This window comes from Paraburkholderia saeva, from assembly GCF_907164555.1.
Lineage (GTDB): Bacteria > Pseudomonadota > Gammaproteobacteria > Burkholderiales > Burkholderiaceae > Paraburkholderia > Paraburkholderia saeva.
On the sequence record NZ_CAJQZC010000001.1, the window covers coordinates 95,769 to 112,645 of the forward strand.

General features: G+C 63.8%; 14 protein-coding genes and 1 pseudogene. 12 read left to right on the forward strand and 3 right to left on the reverse strand.

What is annotated here, in order from left to right; translation table 11 throughout:
• Positions 1-14: 14 nt before the first annotated feature.
• Positions 15-863 (reverse strand): annotated as a pseudogene (speE, locus tag LPA36_RS00450) (polyamine aminopropyltransferase); the annotation flags it as partial.
• 353 nt (positions 864-1,216) lie between these two features.
• Between speE and tkt the strand changes: the two are divergent.
• Positions 1,217-3,235 (forward strand): transketolase, encoded by a 2,019-nt coding sequence (tkt, locus tag LPA36_RS00455; RefSeq protein ID WP_228874166.1) that lies wholly within the window; start codon positions 1,217-1,219, stop codon positions 3,233-3,235.
• Positions 3,236-3,335: 100 nt separating this feature from the next.
• A complete protein-coding gene (gap, locus tag LPA36_RS00460) occupies positions 3,336-4,346 on the forward strand; it encodes a type I glyceraldehyde-3-phosphate dehydrogenase (protein WP_228874167.1) in 1,011 nt (336 codons plus the stop codon).
• A gap of 135 nt (positions 4,347-4,481) precedes the next feature.
• On the opposite strand, the gene LPA36_RS00465 is transcribed toward gap, so the two are convergent.
• Positions 4,482-5,171: a FadR/GntR family transcriptional regulator gene (locus LPA36_RS00465; protein ID WP_228874168.1), complete on the reverse strand. Its 690-nt coding sequence runs from the start codon at positions 5,169-5,171 to the stop codon at positions 4,482-4,484.
• Positions 5,172-5,398: 227 nt separating this feature from the next.
• Here LPA36_RS00465 and LPA36_RS00470 point away from each other — a divergent pair, with 227 nt between their 5' ends.
• From LPA36_RS00470 to LPA36_RS00480, 3 genes are all read left to right on the forward strand, one after another.
• Positions 5,399-6,727 (forward strand): C4-dicarboxylate transporter DctA, encoded by a 1,329-nt coding sequence (locus LPA36_RS00470; RefSeq protein ID WP_228874169.1) that lies wholly within the window; start codon positions 5,399-5,401, stop codon positions 6,725-6,727.
• A gap of 66 nt (positions 6,728-6,793) precedes the next feature.
• Positions 6,794-7,804, forward strand: a complete 1,011-nt coding sequence (gene alc, locus LPA36_RS00475) for an allantoicase (RefSeq protein ID WP_228874170.1) — start codon at positions 6,794-6,796, stop codon at positions 7,802-7,804.
• A 13-nt stretch (positions 7,805-7,817) separates the two neighbouring features.
• A complete protein-coding gene (locus LPA36_RS00480) occupies positions 7,818-8,336 on the forward strand; it encodes an ureidoglycolate lyase (RefSeq protein ID WP_228874171.1) in 519 nt (172 codons plus the stop codon).
• A gap of 98 nt (positions 8,337-8,434) precedes the next feature.
• Here the strand turns inward: LPA36_RS00480 and fur are convergent, their stop codons facing one another.
• Complete coding sequence (gene fur, locus LPA36_RS00485; protein WP_228874172.1) at positions 8,435-8,863, reverse strand: ferric iron uptake transcriptional regulator; 429 nt, start codon at positions 8,861-8,863, stop codon at positions 8,435-8,437.
• Positions 8,864-9,016: 153 nt separating this feature from the next.
• Here fur and LPA36_RS00490 point away from each other — a divergent pair, with 153 nt between their 5' ends.
• The 7 genes from LPA36_RS00490 (at position 9,017) to holA (ending at position 16,842) form a co-directional block, all read left to right on the forward strand.
• Positions 9,017-9,826 carry an outer membrane protein assembly factor BamE gene (locus LPA36_RS00490; RefSeq protein WP_228874860.1) on the forward strand — a complete coding sequence of 270 codons (810 nt, stop codon included), beginning with the start codon at positions 9,017-9,019 and terminating at the stop codon, positions 9,824-9,826.
• 254 nt (positions 9,827-10,080) lie between these two features.
• Positions 10,081-10,878, forward strand: coding sequence for a 4-hydroxy-tetrahydrodipicolinate reductase (dapB, locus tag LPA36_RS00495; protein ID WP_228874173.1), 798 nt, complete (start codon positions 10,081-10,083; stop codon positions 10,876-10,878).
• Between the two features lie 74 nt (positions 10,879-10,952).
• Positions 10,953-11,627: a MotA/TolQ/ExbB proton channel family protein gene (locus LPA36_RS00500; protein WP_228874174.1), complete on the forward strand. Its 675-nt coding sequence runs from the start codon at positions 10,953-10,955 to the stop codon at positions 11,625-11,627.
• Positions 11,628-11,650: 23 nt separating this feature from the next.
• Positions 11,651-12,154, forward strand: coding sequence for an ExbD/TolR family protein (locus LPA36_RS00505; protein ID WP_228874175.1), 504 nt, complete (start codon positions 11,651-11,653; stop codon positions 12,152-12,154).
• Positions 12,155-12,440: 286 nt separating this feature from the next.
• On the forward strand, positions 12,441-15,035 hold the full coding sequence (gene leuS / locus LPA36_RS00510) for a leucine--tRNA ligase (RefSeq protein ID WP_228874176.1): 2,595 nt from the start codon (positions 12,441-12,443) through the stop codon (positions 15,033-15,035).
• 82 nt (positions 15,036-15,117) lie between these two features.
• Entirely contained in the window at positions 15,118-15,669 is a 552-nt protein-coding gene (locus LPA36_RS00515; RefSeq protein WP_228874177.1) for an LPS-assembly lipoprotein LptE, read from the forward strand.
• Positions 15,670-15,717: 48 nt separating this feature from the next.
• Complete coding sequence (holA, locus tag LPA36_RS00520; protein ID WP_228874178.1) at positions 15,718-16,842, forward strand: DNA polymerase III subunit delta; 1,125 nt, start codon at positions 15,718-15,720, stop codon at positions 16,840-16,842.
• Positions 16,843-16,877: the final 35 nt, after the last annotated feature.

The window sequence follows — 16,877 nt, forward strand, 5'->3', positions numbered from 1 at the left end:
GATGCGAGTAATGGGCCAAGTTTATCGCGTGCAGCGTGAGCCGCGGCAAAGAGGCCCGCGTGCACATCAGTGTCATAAAAGCGCAGCCCTTCGATCTGCCGATCCGCAAGCCGTGTGCCGCAAACCTTGATTGCGGCCGTTGCAGCGGGATCGACGACGTCACTGGCTGTCGCCATCAGCCACTGTGACCCGTAAAGCGGCACAAACGTGCCCATCGTGCGAACGATCCGGAAGGCGGCACGCAGATCGCGCAAGAGCGCTGCAATGCGCGACGCATGAAAATACGGCGATCCGAGATGCAGCGACAACACCGCGTCAGGCGTCATCACGCGCTTGAGCGCTGTGTAGAACGCAGTGGTGTAGAGACCGGCAGCGGGAGAGTCGGGCGGCGTCAGATCGAAGACAACGAGATCGAAGTGTTCAGCGGCTGTCTCGACGAAGCGGGCGGCGTCGCCGATCACCAGTTCGACGCGCGGGTCGTCGAACGCACCGCCGTGTACTTCGGGCAAGTGCGTGCGTGTGAGCCGCACGACCTCGGCGTCCAGTTCGGCAACCACGATCCGGCCGATTTCCCGGTGCCGCAGCAACTGACGCGCGGCGCCGCCATCGCCGCCGCCCAGCACCAGCGCCGCGCGCGGCGCCGGATGCGTGAGCGCGGCGGGGTGAACCATGCATTCGTGATAGATGAACTCGTCGCCGGTCGAGGTCATCGGGCGGCCATCCAGCGTGAAAAGCCGCCCGAGCTGCGGCGTGTCCCACACCGCGATGTGCTGGAACGGCGAATCGACGCTCACAAGGCGACGTGCGCCAGGGAAGCCGTAGACCGCATCGGGCGCAGGATGAAAGAGTAGCGGGGCGCTCACGGATGGTGGGTGCGCTCGCGGGCGCGGTGGGTCTCGATGGCCCGATTATAGAGGCGGCAGGTTGCGCCCACTCGCGCCCGCCGGTACGGACGCACCGCGATGGCGGCCGCTTTCCGGCCACGAACCCTAAACGATCGCTATGGTCGAACCCAAGCCGAAACTTGCCTCTCCCGGCCCCTTGGGACCGGGTAAACGGTGACGATCTGCTAGAATATGACGCTTTGCTGCCTTGTCCGTTTGCTCTGCCCGTTTCGCGTCTCCCGGCGCCGCATCGTGCGCCGGAGCACTCTGGCCGCCGAGCTTCCGGACCGCCGCCTGCGCCCCGCTTTTTGCACTCGTTCTCCGGACTCGACATGACGACCCCGTCTCCCGCACCCACCTCCCAGATGGCCAACGCGATCCGTGCGCTGGCTATGGATGCCGTTCAGAAAGCCAACTCCGGTCACCCGGGCATGCCGATGGGCATGGCCGAGATCGGCGTTGCGCTGTGGTCGCGACATCTGCGCCACAACCCGAAGAATCCGCAGTGGGCCGATCGTGACCGCTTCGTGCTGTCGAACGGTCACGGCTCGATGCTGCTGTATTCGCTGCTGCATCTGACCGGTTACGACCTGCCGATGGAAGAGTTGAAGAACTTCCGTCAACTGCACTCGAAAACGCCGGGCCACCCGGAATACGGCATCACGCCGGGCGTCGAGACCACGACGGGCCCGCTTGGCCAGGGTCTGGCGAATGCGGTTGGCATGGCACTCGCCGAGTCGCTGCTCGCAAACGAATTCAACAAGCCTGACGCGAAGATCGTCGATCACCACACGTACGTGTTCGTCGGCGACGGCTGCCTGATGGAAGGCATCTCGCACGAAGCGTGCTCGCTCGCGGGCGTGCTGAAGCTGAACAAGCTGATCGCGTTCTACGACGATAACGGCATCTCGATCGATGGCGAGGTCATCCACTGGTTCCACGACGACACGCCGAAGCGCTTCGAAGCGTACGGCTGGAACGTGATTCCGGGCGTGATCGGCCACGACGTCGAAGCCGTCGATGCAGCTATCAAGAAGGCGAAGCTGTCGGACAAGCCGACGCTTATCTGCTGCAAGACCGTGATCGGCGAAGGCGCACCGACCAAGGCGGGCAGCCACGACGCGCACGGCGCGCCGCTCGGCGACAAGGAAATCGCGGCCACGCGCGCGAAGATCGGCTGGAACTACGAGCCGTTCGTGATTCCGCCAGAAGTCTACGCAGCATGGGACGCGAAGGAATCGGGCGCGAAGGTCGAAGGCGAGTGGGACAAGGCGTTCGCCGCCTATCGCGCGAAGTATCCGCAGGAAGCTGCCGAGTTCGAACGCCGCATGTCGAAGCAGCTGCCGGCCGACTGGGCGGAAAAGGCCCAGGCGATCATCGCTGGCGCCAATGCGCGCGCCGAGACCGTGGCGACCCGCAAGGCGTCGCAGCAGGCCATCGAAGGTCTGTCGGGCGTGCTGCCGGAACTGCTGGGCGGTTCGGCCGACCTGACCGGCTCGAACCTCACGAACTGGAAGGCCGCGAAGTACGTGCGCGTCGGCGAAAACGGCGCAGCCGGCAACTACGTGAACTACGGCGTGCGCGAATTCGGCATGAGCGCGGCGATCAACGGTATCGCGGTGCACGGCGGCTTCAAGCCGTTCGGCGGCACGTTCCTCACGTTCTCGGACTACAGCCGCAATGCATTGCGCGTTGCCGCGCTGATGAAAGCGCCGTCGATCTTCGTGTTCACGCACGATTCGATCGGCCTCGGCGAAGACGGCCCGACGCATCAGTCGATCGAGCACGTCTCGAGCCTGCGTCTGATTCCGCATCTGCAGGTGTGGCGTCCGGCCGATACCGTAGAAACGGCGGTGTCGTGGACGCAGGCCGTCGAGCATCACGGTCCGTCGTGCCTGATCTTCAGCCGCCAGAATCTCGCGTTCTCGGAACGCACGGATGCGCAGATCGCGAACATCGCGAAGGGCGGCTACGTGCTGCGCGACTGGAACGACGAAATCCCCGCGCGCAAGATCATCCTGATCGCGACGGGTTCGGAAGTCGAACTGGCGTTGAAGGCCGTCGAGCCGCTGCAACAGGCCGGTATCGGGGCGCGCGTGGTATCGATGCCGGCGACCACCGTGTTCGACCAGCAGGACGCCGAGTACCGTGAACGCGTGCTGCCGCAAGGCGTGCGCCGTGTCGCGATCGAAGCGGGTGTGACGGATTTCTGGCGCAAGTATGTCGGCCTCGAAGGCGGCGTGGTGGGCATCGACGTATTCGGCGAGTCCGCACCGGCCAACGTGCTGTTCCCGTTCTTCGGCTTCACCGTCGATCACGTCGTGGAAACGGCGAAGAAGACGCTGGGCTGACACTGGCGTTTCGGTTCGCCGCGCGCGCACATGTTTGGCGCGGCGGCGGAACCCACCTCACGAACGTATTTTTTAGCCATCAGGAATCAGGAGATAGACCATGACGATTCGCGTCGCAATCAACGGCTACGGCCGGATCGGCCGCAACACGCTGCGCGCCTTCTATGAAAACGGCAAGAAGCACGATCTCGAAATCGTTGCCATCAACGATCTGGGCGATGCGAACACGAACGCCCATCTGACGCAGTACGACACGGCACACGGCAAGTTCCCGGGCGAAGTGAAAGTCGACGGCGAGAACCTCGTCGTGAACGGCGACAAGATCCGCGTGCTGGCTGTGCGCAACCCGGCTGAACTGCCGTGGGCGGAACTGAAGGTCGACGTCGTGATGGAATGCACGGGCTTCTTCACGACGAAGGAAAAGGCCAGCGCTCACATCAAGGCTGGCGCGAAGAAGGTGATCATCTCGGCGCCGGGCGGCAAGGATGTCGACGCGACGATCGTCTACGGCGTGAACCATCACGTGCTGAAGGCATCGGACACGGTCATCTCGAACGCATCGTGCACGACGAACTGCCTGGCACCGCTCGTCAAGCCGCTGAACGACAAGATCGGCCTCGAAAACGGCCTGATGACGACGATCCACGCATACACGAACGACCAGGTTCTGACGGACGTGTATCACGAAGACCTGCGCCGCGCGCGTTCGGCCACGCACAGCCAGATCCCGACGAAGACGGGTGCCGCATCGGCGGTTGGCCTCGTGCTGCCGGAACTGAACGGCAAGCTGGATGGCTACGCGATCCGCGTGCCGACGATCAACGTGTCGATCGTCGACCTGTCGTTCATCGCGAAGCGCGACACGACGGTCGATGAAGTGAACGCGATCATGAAGGAAGCATCGGAAGGCGCGCTGAAGGGCATTCTCGGCTACAACGCCGCACCGCTCGTTTCGATCGACTTCAACCACAACCCGGCTTCGTCGACGTTCGATTCGACGCTGACGAAGGTGTCGGGCCGTCTCGTGAAGGTGTCGAGCTGGTATGACAACGAGTGGGGCTTCTCGAATCGCATGCTGGATACGGCTGTGGCGCTGGCTAACGCGAAATAAAGCGCGAAATAAAACGCGAGGTCACACTGTCGCGTTGCAGGTGCCAGAAAAAACCGCTCTTTGGAGCGGTTTTTTTATGGGCGTTTCAGTTCATGTGGGTCGGCATGGAGCGGCGAGCACCCTCTGCGTCCCGCTTCACGGCGTCGGGAAATACACGCCGGCGCGACGCGCGGCGTTCGCGATATGCGTCTCGATGGCTTTGCCGGCGGCGTCGGCGTCGCGCACCTTGAGCGCATCGAGAATGGCGCGGTGCTCGTGATACGTCGTCAACACCAGTTCGCGCCGGTAGAACGGCATGCGCTGGCTTTCCTTCATGATGTCCGCGCTGCTGCGCAGGATCGATTCGATCGCCGCATTGCCGGCAATGCTCACGATCCGCATATGGAATTCGAAGTCGAGCTGGGCTGCCTCGTCGAGTTCGGCCGCAGTCAGTGCGCCGTGCAGCGCGGCAATGTTCTCCTCGAACCAGTCGATGTCGCCGTCGCTGACGGCGAGTGCCGCCATGCGCGCGACAAAGCCTTCGAGCGCAAAACGCATCTGATACGTGTCCGGCAAGGACGACTGGCTGGCAAAACGCCACGGATGTCCGCCTGCCGCTGCCTGTGTGCTTTCGACGTACACGCCCTTGCCGGGACGGATCGTCAGCAGGCCGAGCGCTTCCAGCGTCGACAGCGCCTCGCGCAGCGAGGCGCGGCTGATCGCGAGTTCCTCCGATAACTGGCGCTGCGCAGGCAAAAGACTTCCAACCGGATACGCTCCGCCCTCGATCCGTTCGCGAATCGTGGCGATTGCGGCATCGGTGACGGTGTGCGGAACGTTTTTCATCTGACTTTTGGGTTGGGCGTGGTCTGACCGGCATTGTAATCCGCGCCGCGAAGGGGTGCAGCGGATGATTGAAAAACGGTGCCGGAAACAACGCGAAAAGCACACAGGCCGCAGGGGTAAACCCCGTCGTATCTTTCCTTGACTCAACTATATCGAATTCCTACTATTGGCCATAACAGTACTGGTCGGACCAGTATGAACAGTTGAACCGGAACCAGGAGAAAGCCGTGTTGAAGTTTTTCAATTCGCTGTTTGGCCGGGTGGTGATCGCGCTGGTGGCGGGCATCGTGATCGGCGCGTTGTTTCCCCATTTCGCGCAGTCGTTGAGGCCGCTCGGCGACGGCTTCCTGAAGCTGATCAAGATGGTGATCGGTCCGATCGTGTTCTGCGTCGTCGTGGGCGGCATGGCCCATGCGGGCGACCTGAAGAAGGTAGGTCGCGTCGGCCTGAAGGCAGTGGTCTATTTCGAAATCATGACGACGATCGCGCTCGTGATCGGCGCGGTGCTGGCGTACGCGACACGGCCCGGCGTCGGCATGAACATCGACCTGCATTCGCTCGATGCCGCATCGCTCTCGACCTACACCGAGCATGCGAAGAGCCTGAAGGACACAGCCGGGTTCCTGCTGAAAATCATCCCCGAAACCGCCATGGATGCTTTCGCGAAGGGCGACATCCTGCAGATCCTCGTGTTCTCGGTGCTGTTCGGCTCGGCGCTTTCATTGCTCGGCGAAAAGGCGCAGCGCGTGAGCAGCCTCATCGACGAACTCGCGCAGGTCTTCTTTCGCGTGATGAGTTTCATCATCAAGCTCGCGCCGCTCGGTGTGCTCGGCGCGATCGCGTTTACAACCGGCACCTATGGCGTCGAGTCGCTCAAGCAGCTTGGCATGCTGGTGATCGTGTTCTACGCGAGCTGCATTGTGTTCGTCGCGGTTGTGCTCGGCATCGTGATGCGGCTGGCGGGCTTCAACGTGTTCAAGCTGATCCGCTATCTGCGCGAGGAACTGTCGATCGTGCTGGGCACCGCTTCGTCGGATGCAGTGTTGCCGCAGATCATGCGCAAGCTCGAATGGATGGGCGTGAAGGATTCCACCGTCGGTCTTGTCATTCCGACCGGCTATTCGTTCAACCTCGACGGTTTCTCGATCTACCTGACGCTCGCAGTGATCTTTATCGCGCAGGCGACGAATACGCCGCTGTCACTCCACGACCTGATCGTCGTCGTGCTGGTTTCACTGGTGACGTCGAAGGGCGCGCACGGCATTCCGGGTTCGGCGATCGTGATTCTCGCCGCGACGCTCTCTGCGATTCCTGCGATTCCGGTACTCGGCCTCGTGTTGATTCTGCCGGTCGACTGGTTCGTCGGGATCGCACGCGCGCTGACCAACCTGATCGGCAACTGCGTTGCCACGGTCGTGGTGGCCGTGTGGGAAAACGATATCGACAAGGTGCGTGCGCGACGCGTGCTGAATCAGGACGCCGAGCTGCGCTTCGTGCCGGCCGGCGACGACAGTGCCCCTTCGGTCGCATCCGGCGCAGCGGCGCACGCAATCTGAATACGCCGGCGGGCATCGCAGCCGCCGGTTTTCACCACTTCATCCAGCAGACAGGCAAACGACATCATGGCAGCTCCAGTTCTCGACCCCAACGCTCCCGCTTTCACACGTCGCTACATGAACCTCGCCGATCCGCGTCTGGGCGCGAAGGCGCTCTTCGCCAGCGATGAATTCTTCGCGCCTAAGGAACGCATGCTCGACCCGCAGCCGGCGGTGTTCATCCCCGGCAAGTACGACGAGCATGGCAAATGGATGGACGGCTGGGAAACGCGACGCAAGCGCACCACCGGTCACGACCACTGCGTGGTCCGGCTTGCGCGTCCGGGCGTGGTGCACGGCTTCGATCTCGATACGAGCCACTTCACAGGCAATTTTCCGCCGGCGGCTTCGATCGAGGCGTGCCACGTCGACAGCGAGACGCCGCCGGATAACGCCGACTGGCAAACGCTCGTGCCGGCCATGACGCTGCAGGGTAATCAGCACCACTATGTCGAAGTGAACGATACGCGCGCGTTCACACATCTGCGCGTGAATCTCTATCCGGATGGCGGCCTCGCGCGCCTGCGGGTGTACGGTCAGCCGAAGCGCGACTGGAACACCGTCGAGCGCGGCGGGCTGATCGATCTCGCTGCAATCGAAAACGGCGCGTATCTGGTGGCGGCGAACAACCAGCATTTCGGGCCTGCGTCGACGATCCTGATGCCGGGGCGCGGCGTGAATATGGGCGACGGCTGGGAGACGCGCCGTCGCCGCGAGCCGGGTAACGACTGGGCTATCGTTGCGCTTGCGCGGCCAGGCACGATTCGTCGCGTCGAAGTCGACACCGCGCATTTCAAGGGCAACTTCCCGGATCGCTGTTCGTTGCAGGCGGCGACGGTGGCGGGCGGCACGGACGATTCCCTCGTCACGCAGGCGATGTTCTGGCCCGTGCTGCTGCCGGAGCAGTCGCTGAAGATGGACAACGTCCACACTTTCAGCGAGCAGCTCGCCGCGCTCGGGCCCGTGACGCACGTGCGCTTCAACATCTATCCGGACGGCGGCGTATCGCGGCTGCGTCTGTGGGGTGAGATCGCGTAACCGGGAGTCCGTCATGAAGACATTGCGGGTAGCCCGCCTGACGCGCGAAGCGTTCGCGCCGTTCGGCGACGTGATCGAAATCGACGGCGCCCGTCATTTTCCGATCAACGGCGGCACGACCGAACGGTTTCACGATCTGGCGACCGTCGACGTCTGCGATGACGGCGGCCGTCCGTTGATCAACGTGTTTCGCGGACAACCGCGCGCATGGCCGCTGGAAATCTCGATGATGGAGCGGCATCCGCTCGGCAGTCAGGCGTTTGTTCCATTGCGAGACGCGCGCTACGTGATCGTCGTCGCGCCAGCAGGTGAGTTCGACGCATCGCAAATGCGCGCCTTCTGGACGGAAGGCTGGCAGGGCGTCAACTACGCGAAAGGCGTCTGGCACCATCCGCTGCTCGCGCTCGACTGCGTCAGCGATTTCGTCGTAATCGATCGGGGCGGCGATCAGCCCAATTGCGACGAAATCGCATTGACGGAACCCTGGCGCCTCGAACTGCACGGCGAGCAGGTTGCGGTGACCGAGACCTGAGCATCGCACGCGGAAATGAAAAGGCCCGGCTGGCAGTTCACTGCCGACCGGGCCTTTCGTCATCGTGGGCGCGGTGAATCTGGCGCGCCCTCGTCAGATCAATGCTTGCGATGCGGGCAGTTTTCCTTCGTGCACGCGCCATACAGCGCAAGTGCATGCTCCTGCAGCTTGAAGCCGCGGTCTTTTGCGATCGCCTGCTGACGGCTCTCGATTTCGGGGTCGAAAAACTCTTCGACGAGGCCGCAGTCGAGGCACACGAGGTGGTCGTGATGCGTCCCTTCGTTCAGCTCGAAAACCGCCTTGCCAGACTCGAAATTACTGCGCGACAGCAGGCCAGCCTGTTCGAACTGTGTAAGCACGCGGTAAACCGTGGCGAGGCCGATATCGAGCTCCTCGTGCAGCAGGTTGCGATAGACGTCTTCCGCCGTCAGATGGCGCACCGGGCTGTGCTGGAAAATTTCGAGAATTTTGAGGCGCGGTAGGGTCGCCTTAAGCCCGATATTCTTGAGATCGGTTGGATTGGTCATGACGGCGAGTCCCTAGAGTACAATGCAGGGTTCTAATAGTAATGTGAATTGCTGTTCAGGTCATCTTCGACAGAAACTCGCGCGGCTTGCCAGCAAGCCCGCACGGTGAGTGAAATGATTTCAAAATCTCAATTGATCTACCGGGGGAGCCGCATGCGGGGTACCTTGATCGCTGCTGCGGTTGTAGCGGTTCTTGCTGGATGTTCCACATACGACAGCCTCACGCAGCGTATCGCACAAAGCGTCACGCCGTACCGGATTACTGTCGTGCAGGGCAACTTCGTTTCAAGCGAAGCAGCAGCGCAAATGAAAGTCGGCATGTCGCGCGCGGAAGTGCGCCAGCTGCTCGGCACGCCGCTTCTGACCGATATGTTCCACGCCGACCGCTGGGACTATCTGTTCTATTTCAAGCGCGGCTCGACCTCGATCGTGCAGCAGCGTGACTTCGTCGTGCTGTTTGCGAATGATCGCGTCGCGAGCTGGTCGGGTGGCGAAGATCTGCCGTCCAACCTCGAACTGCTTGCTGATATCGACGGCGATCGCACCGGCAAGAAGGTTGCCGCCGCGCCGGTCGTAGCGAGTAACGCAACGGGCGCGAGCGCGCCGGTCGCCGCCGCTGCGGCGCCGGTTACCGTTGACGCAACGCGTTCACCCTCGGCACCTGACGCATCCGCCGCGGCCGCGTTGCCTGCAACGGCCGCGAACGAGCAGGCTGCGCAGGCCGCGAACCGTGCGACCGATGCCGTTCCGGCGCCGGGACGCAATGCAACGCCTTCAGTGCGTGCGGGCACGCCGCCTTCGGCAGGTCTGCCGCCGAACACGGGCACGCCGGTCACGCCGCAGTTCCAGTTCCACCGTCCGCCGCCGCCGACCAATCCGAACGCGCCGGCTGACAACCCGGTGGGTCCGGTCGGTCCGCAAAGCAACGCGCCGGCACCGGCATCGACGGGAACGGGCGGCTAGGCAGGTTGTCTGTCACTTTGCGGGCTGGGCCCGCAAGGTGCGCGTCGCGCGAGCCTGCCTTTACGCTTGTGCGCGCGGTTTGCCGGATCTAAGGTCGGGCAGGGTCGTCCGGCGTGACGGGCGTCTCCGGCATGAAGCCGTGCCGGTTGGCGTATCGCCAGTCATTTCCATTTTTCCGCGGTTGAATGGCGTGGAGACGACGTTTTTCTTCGCGCGCTCCATGCATCAGCCGCCTTGTTGCTCGTGAGTTGCCGATGAAAATTGCCATTGCTGGAGCGTCGGGCCGGATGGGCCGCATGCTCATCGAAACCGTTCTGAACGACGCCGACCTGACACTTGCAGGCGCGCTCGTGCCCGCGGGTGACCCGCAGCTGGGCCAGGACGCCGGTGCGCTCCTCGGCAAGTCGACGGGCATTCTCCTGACCGATGACATCGAGCGCGTATTCGCCGAAGCCGATTATCTGATCGACTTCACGCGTCCGGCCGGCACGATGACGCATGTCGAAGCCGCGCTCCGTCACGACGTCAAGCTCGTGATCGGCACGACCGGATTCGACAACGCGCAGAAAGCGACACTGCGTGCCGCTGGCGAGAAGACCGGCGTCGTGTTTGCCGCGAACATGAGCGTCGGTGTGAACGTCACGCTGAAGCTGCTTGAATTCGCAGCGCGTCATTTCGCGACCGGCTACGACATCGAAATCATCGAGGCGCATCATCGTCACAAGGTCGATGCGCCGTCGGGCACGGCGCTGGCGATGGGCGAAGTGATCGCCGATGCGCTCGGTCGCGATCTCGACGCGTGCGCCGTCTACGGCCGTGAAGGCGTGACGGGCGAACGCGATCCATCGACGATTGGCTTCTCGGCGATCCGTGGCGGCGACATCGTCGGCGATCACACGGTGCTGTTTGCGGGCATCGGCGAGCGCATCGAGATCACGCACAAATCGGCGAGCCGTCTGTCGTATGCGCAGGGCGCACTGCGCGCGGTGCGCTTCCTCGAAGCGCATCCGACCGGATTTTTCGACATGCAGGACGTGCTCGGCCTGCGTTAAAACGTGCGTTAAACCCGCGCATCTTCCAGCGGTTCCAACCGTTCGACAGTTCAACTGTTCCAAAGCGAGGCTCGATGGCAAACACCGGCATCCTCCATTATCTGCAGGCCAGCGACGCGATTACACATGGCGTCGCGTGGCTGTTGCTGGCGATGTCGGTGGCGAGCTGGTGTTTCCTGCTCGTGAAAAGCTGGGTGCTCGGCCGCGCGAAGCGGCAGGGGCCACGCGCCGTGGCGCTGTTCTGGCAGGCGCAGACGTTGTCGGATGGCGTCGCGGCAATCCGCATTGCCGATCGCGAACGCGTGTTCGCGCCCCTCGCCGAAGCCGCACTGCATGCCGCCGAAGCCGATGTGCCTGGCGCGCTGCTTGGGCGCGTCGAGCGCAATGAGCGCGTGCTGCGCGCGTTGCGGCAGGCGCTGGCCGCGTCGCAGCGTCGTCTGGAATTTGGCCAGGTGCTGCTCGCCTCGGTCGGCAGCACGGCGCCTTTCGTCGGGTTGCTCGGCACCGTGTGGGGTATCTATCACGCGCTCAGCAGCATTGCCGCGAGCGGCCAGGCGATGATCGAGAACGTCGCGGGGCCCGTCGGCGAGGCGCTGATCATGACGGCGTTCGGACTCGTGGTCGCGATTCCCGCCGTGCTCGCGTACAACGTGCTCGGGCGCCTCGTGCGCCAACTGTCGGAAGAACTCGACGGCTTCGCGCACGACCTGCACGCCTATGTGTGCGCGCCGGCCGCGAGCGGCGCCTGACATCTTTCGCGGAGGTCATCGACATGGCGTTCGGCGGACTCGACAGGAAGCAGACTGCAGCACCGATGGCGGACATCAACATGACGCCGCTGATCGACGTGATGCTCGTGCTGCTCGTCATTTTCATCATCACCGCGCCGCTCTTCACGCACGCGATCAGGCTGGATCTACCGAAGGTGGCGTCGGCGCCGTCGCGGGAGACTCCGCAGACCATTTCCCTTTCCATCGATGCCGCCGGCAAGCTCTACTGGGACAGTACGCCGCTCACGCTCGACCAGTTGCGCGCGCGCTTCGCCGAAGCCGGCAAGCGCACGGACCAGCCCGAAATCCATCTGCGCGCCGAACGCTCGACGCGTTACGAAACGATCGCCCAGGTGATGGGCGCGGCGCAGCAGGCCGGCCTCGAGCGGATCGGCTTCGTGACGGATCCGCCGCCGCCCACGCAGGGCGGCGACGCCGCGGCGGCCAGTCCGGGCACGGCGGCTCCAGCGCAGGTGCAGGCGCCGACCCGGCCGGCAAGCCCGTAGCACGGGAACACACGGCCATTTCACAGCACCCGCCGCGCGCGCCGCACACGCGCTGGCGAGCGCAAAAGGCCGGCGCGAACGCGTCCCGGACGGCGACCCGGCGCTTGCGCCCAGCGCACACTGGGCCTCGCAACGGCGAGCCCGCGCAAATCGCGCCGCCGCGGCCCCGGCCACCGGGCCGCCGGACGGTATAATCAGCCCTTTCCCCCGCAAGGGGGCGACCGATTCCATCAAGCAAAGCACCCGGCCCGGTGCGAAAGCACCGAACCAGCGACTTCACCACACCATGCACGAAAAATACGTTCCCTCCGACGTCGAATCCGCAGCGCAAGGGCAATGGCGCGCTTCCGACGCCTACCGGACGTCGGAAACCACCGACAAGCCCAAGTTCTACTGCGTCTCGATGCTGCCGTATCCGTCGGGCAAGCTGCACATGGGCCACGTGCGCAACTACACGATCAACGACGTGATGTACCGTTATCTGCGGATGAACGGCTACAACACGCTGATGCCGATGGGCTGGGACGCGTTCGGCATGCCGGCTGAAAACGCGGCGATCGCGAACAACGTGCCGCCGGCCAAGTGGACGTACGACAACATCGCGTACATGAAGAAGCAGATGCAGTCGATGGGTCTTGCGATCGACTGGTCGCGTGAAGTCGCCACCTGCAGCCCGGATTACTACAAGTGGAACCAGTGGCTCTTCCTGAAGATGCTCGAAAAGGGCATCGCGTACAAGAAGACCGGCACGGTGAACTGGGACCCGGTCGACCAGACCGTGCTCGCGAACGAGCAGGTGATCGACGGTCGCGGCTGGCGCTCGGGCGCGCTCGTCGAAAAGCGCGAAATCCCGATGTACTACATGCGCATCACGCAATACGCGGATGAGCTGCTGAGCGACCTCGAAGGTCTCGGCTGGCCCGAGCGCGTGAAGGTGATGCAGCAGAACTGGATTGGCAAGAGCTTCGGCGTGAACTTCGGCTTCCCGTACGAAATCGACGGCGAAGCGAAACTGCTGCGCGTGTTCACCACGCGCGCCGACACGATCATGGGCGTCACGTTCTGCGCGGTGGCGGCCGAGCATCCGCTCGCTACGCGTCTCGCGGAGGGCCGTCCGGAACTGCAGGCGTTCATCGAAGAATGCAAGCGCGGCGGCGTGGCGGAAGCCGACGTCGCGACGATGGAAAAGAAGGGCATGGCAACGGGTTTCTTCGTCAACCATCCGCTGACGCAGGAGAAGGTCGAAGTCTGGATCGGCAACTACGTGTTGATGAGCTACGGCGAAGGCGCCGTGATGGGCGTGCCGGCGCACGACGAGCGCGACTTTGCCTTCGCGAACAAATATGGTCTGCCGATCAAACAGGTGGTCGCGGCCGAAGGCAAGACGTTCTCCACCGAAGCCTGGGCAGAGTGGTACGGCGACAAGGAAGGCGGCGTCTGCGTGAACAGCGGCAAGTACGACGGCCTTGGTTATGTTGCCGCCGTCGATGCAATCGCCGCCGACCTGAAAGCGCTCGACCTCGGCGACAAGCAGATCACATGGCGTCTGCGTGACTGGGGCATTTCGCGCCAGCGTTACTGGGGCACGCCGATTCCGATCATCCACTGCCCGAGCTGCGGCGACGTGCCGGTGCCGGAAAAGGATCTGCCCGTCGTGCTGCCGGAAGACCTCGTGCCGGACGGCACAGGCAATCCGCTCGCGAAAAGCGAGGCGTTCCTGAACTGCACATGCCCGACGTGCGGTGCCGCTGCGAAGCGCGAAACCGACACGATGGACACGTTCGTCGATTCGTCGTGGTACTTCTACCGCTACGCCGCGCCGGACGCGAAGACGATGGTCGACGAGCGCACCGATTACTGGATGCCGATGGACCAGTACATCGGCGGCATCGAGCACGCGATTCTTCACCTGTTGTATTCGCGTTTCTGGGCGAAGGTGATGCGCGACATGGGTCTCGTCAAGTTCGGCGAGCCTGCAAAGAACCTGCTCACGCAGGGCATGGTGCTCAACGAAACGTATTACCGCGAAAGCGACTCAGGCAAGAAGACCTGGTACAACCCGGCCGACGTCACCGTCTCGTTCGACGACAAGGGTCGTCCGGTGGGCGCGGTGCTGATCGCCGACGGCCAGCCGGTCGTGCTCGGCGGCGTCGAGAAGATGTCGAAGTCGAAGAACAATGGCGTCGATCCGCAGGTGCTGATCGACCAGTATGGCGCTGATACGGCGCGTCTCTTCGTGATGTTCGCGGCGCCGCCGGAGCAGCAGCTCGAGTGGTCGGGTTCGGGCGTTGAGGGCGCGAGCCGTTTCCTGCGTCGTCTGTGGACGTTCGGTCAGGCAAACGAAGCGGCGCTCGCGCAGCGCGCAACGTTCGATGCTGCGAAACTTTCCGACACCGACAAGGCGCTGCGTCGCGAGATCTACAGCGTGCTGAAGCAGGCCGACTACGACTACCAGCGTCTGCAGTACAACACGGTGGTGTCGGCGGCCATGAAGATGCTGAACGCTATCGAAAGCGCGAAGGGCGCGACGCCTGCCGTAGTGCGCGAAACCTACGGCGTGCTGCTGCGCGTGCTGTATCCGGTCGTGCCGCACGCGACGTTCCAGCTGTGGCAGGAACTCGGTTATGCCGATGAGGCCGGCACGCTTCTCGACGCGCCATGGCCCAAGGTCGACGAACAGGCGCTGGAGCAGTCGGAGATCGAACTCGTGCTGCAGGTGAACGGCAAGGTGCGTGGCGCGCTGACCGTCGCCAAAGATGCCACGCGCGAAACGATCGAACAGGCGGCGCTCGCCCATGAGATGTCCGCGAAATTCGGCGAAGGCAAGCCGCCGAAGAAGATCGTCGTCGTGCCGGGTCGTCTCGTCAACGTCGTCGTTTAACGGAAAGCAGCGGGATGAGCGGGGCACCGGCAGCGAGTGTGGCAGCCGGCCCTGTTCGTCGCTGGGTATTCAGGGAGTCAATGTGATTCGCAGATCGTTCTTGACGCTCGCGTGCGGTGTGATGGTGTTGTCCGCCTGCGGCTTCCAGCTGCGCGGCCAGCAGAATTACGCGTTCAAGCGCCTTAACATTACGGGCGCGCCCGCTGCGGTGTCCGCGCGGTTGACCCGGATGATCGAAGGCGGCAGCGATACCGTGGTCGTCAACGTTCCGACGAACGCGGATGCCGTGCTGCGGATGTCCGAAGGACGCAGCAACAGCGTGCTCACGCTGAATTCGGTGGGCGTCGTAGAAGAGTATCAGCTGAATTACTCGCTGAACTACACGCTCGTCGGCGCGGACGGCACGTTGCTGATTCCGCCGAGCTCGATCGCGCTGAACCGTGCAATGACGTATAGCGACCAGTTCTCGCAGGCAAAGGGCGCCGAAGCCGACATCCTGTTCGCCGACATGCAGAACGACGCGGTCGACCAGTTGACGCGTCGTCTCGCGGTGGTCCGCTCGCTGCATCCGGCGCCGGGCGAGGAAGCACCGGCCGTCGCGCCGCGTGCGCCGTTGCCGCCGCCGCCGCTCTGATCTGTTTTCTGTCACCCGTCTCTACCCTGTGCAACCGTAGCCAGCCCTATGCAACTGCGACTTGACGCGCTCGAACCGCACCTCGCGAAAGGCCTCGCTGGCCTGTACGTCGTGTACGGCGACGAGCATCTGCTCGCGCAGGAAGCCTGCGACCGCATTCGTGCGACCGCGCGTGCGGCGGGTTTCACGGATCGTTCCGTGTTCACCGTCGAGCGTGGTTTTGACTGGAGTTCGCTGCTGGGCGCGAGCCAGTCGATGTCGCTGTTCGGCGACCGCCAGCTGGTCGAGTTGCGCATTCCGTCGGGCAAGCCGGGCAAGGAAGGCGCGGACGCGCTCAAGACGCTCGCCGCCGCCGCGAATCCCGATGTGCTGACCCTCGTGACATTGCCGCGACTCGATGCGGCCACGCAGAAGTCGGCGTGGTTTACGGCACTCGCCGATGCGGGCGTCGCGTTGAAGATCGATCCCGTCGAGCGCGCGCAGTTGCCGGCGTGGGTCGGGCAACGGCTCGCGCAACAGGGTCAGCGCGTTGCCGCGGGCGAAGAAGGCCGGCGCGCGCTGCAGTTCATTGCCGAGCGCGTCGAAGGCAATCTGCTCGCCGCGCATCAGGAAATCCAGAAGCTCGGCCTGCTGTATCCGCAAGGTGTGTTGAGCTTCGAGCAGATTCATGACGCCGTGCTCAATGTCGCGCGTTACGACGTTTTCAAGCTGAACGAAGCAATGCTCGCTGGCGACGTCAGCCGGCTCTCGCGCATGCTCGACGGGCTGCGCGGCGAAGGCGAGGCTGCCGTGCTCGTGCTGTGGGCTGTCGTCGAAGAAGTGCGGACGCTGCTGCGCATCAAGCGCGGTGTCGCCACGGGCAAGCCGCTTGCGGTCCTGCTGCGCGAAAATCGCGTGTGGGGGCCGCGCGAGCGGCTCGTCGGACCGGCGCTGTCGCGTGTCACGGAGGCCGCGCTCGAAAAGGGTCTCGCGCTGGCAGCACGGCTCGACCGTCAGGTGAAGGGATTGTCCGGCGGCACGCCAGGCGATCATCGTCTCGATCCGCCGCCTGATCCGTGGAGCGGGCTTTTCGAACTCGCGATGACGGTTGCCTCGCCAGCGAAATCCGCGCCGGGCGCAGCGGCTGTGCCATCGGCGCCAGCGCCAGGCCGACCGGTGGTGCGGCCGCGCTGATCGCGCTTGCGTCTGGCAACGGACGCGCCTCCAGC

Bases quoted from the DNA above. Each gene is read 5' to 3' on its own strand.
- LPA36_RS00465 (WP_228874168.1), bottom strand. From the start codon at position 5,171: ATGAAAAACGTTCCGCACACCGTCACCGATGCCGCAATCGCCACGATT.
- fur (WP_228874172.1), bottom strand. From the start codon at position 8,863: ATGACCAATCCAACCGATCTCAAGAATATCGGGCTTAAGGCGACCCTA.
- dapB (WP_228874173.1), top strand. From the start codon at position 10,081: ATGAAAATTGCCATTGCTGGAGCGTCGGGCCGGATGGGCCGCATGCTC.
- tkt (WP_228874166.1), top strand. From the start codon at position 1,217: ATGACGACCCCGTCTCCCGCACCCACCTCCCAGATGGCCAACGCGATC.
- alc (WP_228874170.1), top strand. From the start codon at position 6,794: ATGGCAGCTCCAGTTCTCGACCCCAACGCTCCCGCTTTCACACGTCGC.
- gap (WP_228874167.1), top strand. From the start codon at position 3,336: ATGACGATTCGCGTCGCAATCAACGGCTACGGCCGGATCGGCCGCAAC.
- leuS (WP_228874176.1), top strand. From the start codon at position 12,441: ATGCACGAAAAATACGTTCCCTCCGACGTCGAATCCGCAGCGCAAGGG.
- LPA36_RS00490 (WP_228874860.1), top strand. From the start codon at position 9,017: ATGCGGGGTACCTTGATCGCTGCTGCGGTTGTAGCGGTTCTTGCTGGA.
- LPA36_RS00500 (WP_228874174.1), top strand. From the start codon at position 10,953: ATGGCAAACACCGGCATCCTCCATTATCTGCAGGCCAGCGACGCGATT.
- LPA36_RS00480 (WP_228874171.1), top strand. From the start codon at position 7,818: ATGAAGACATTGCGGGTAGCCCGCCTGACGCGCGAAGCGTTCGCGCCG.
- LPA36_RS00505 (WP_228874175.1), top strand. From the start codon at position 11,651: ATGGCGTTCGGCGGACTCGACAGGAAGCAGACTGCAGCACCGATGGCG.
- holA (WP_228874178.1), top strand. From the start codon at position 15,718: ATGCAACTGCGACTTGACGCGCTCGAACCGCACCTCGCGAAAGGCCTC.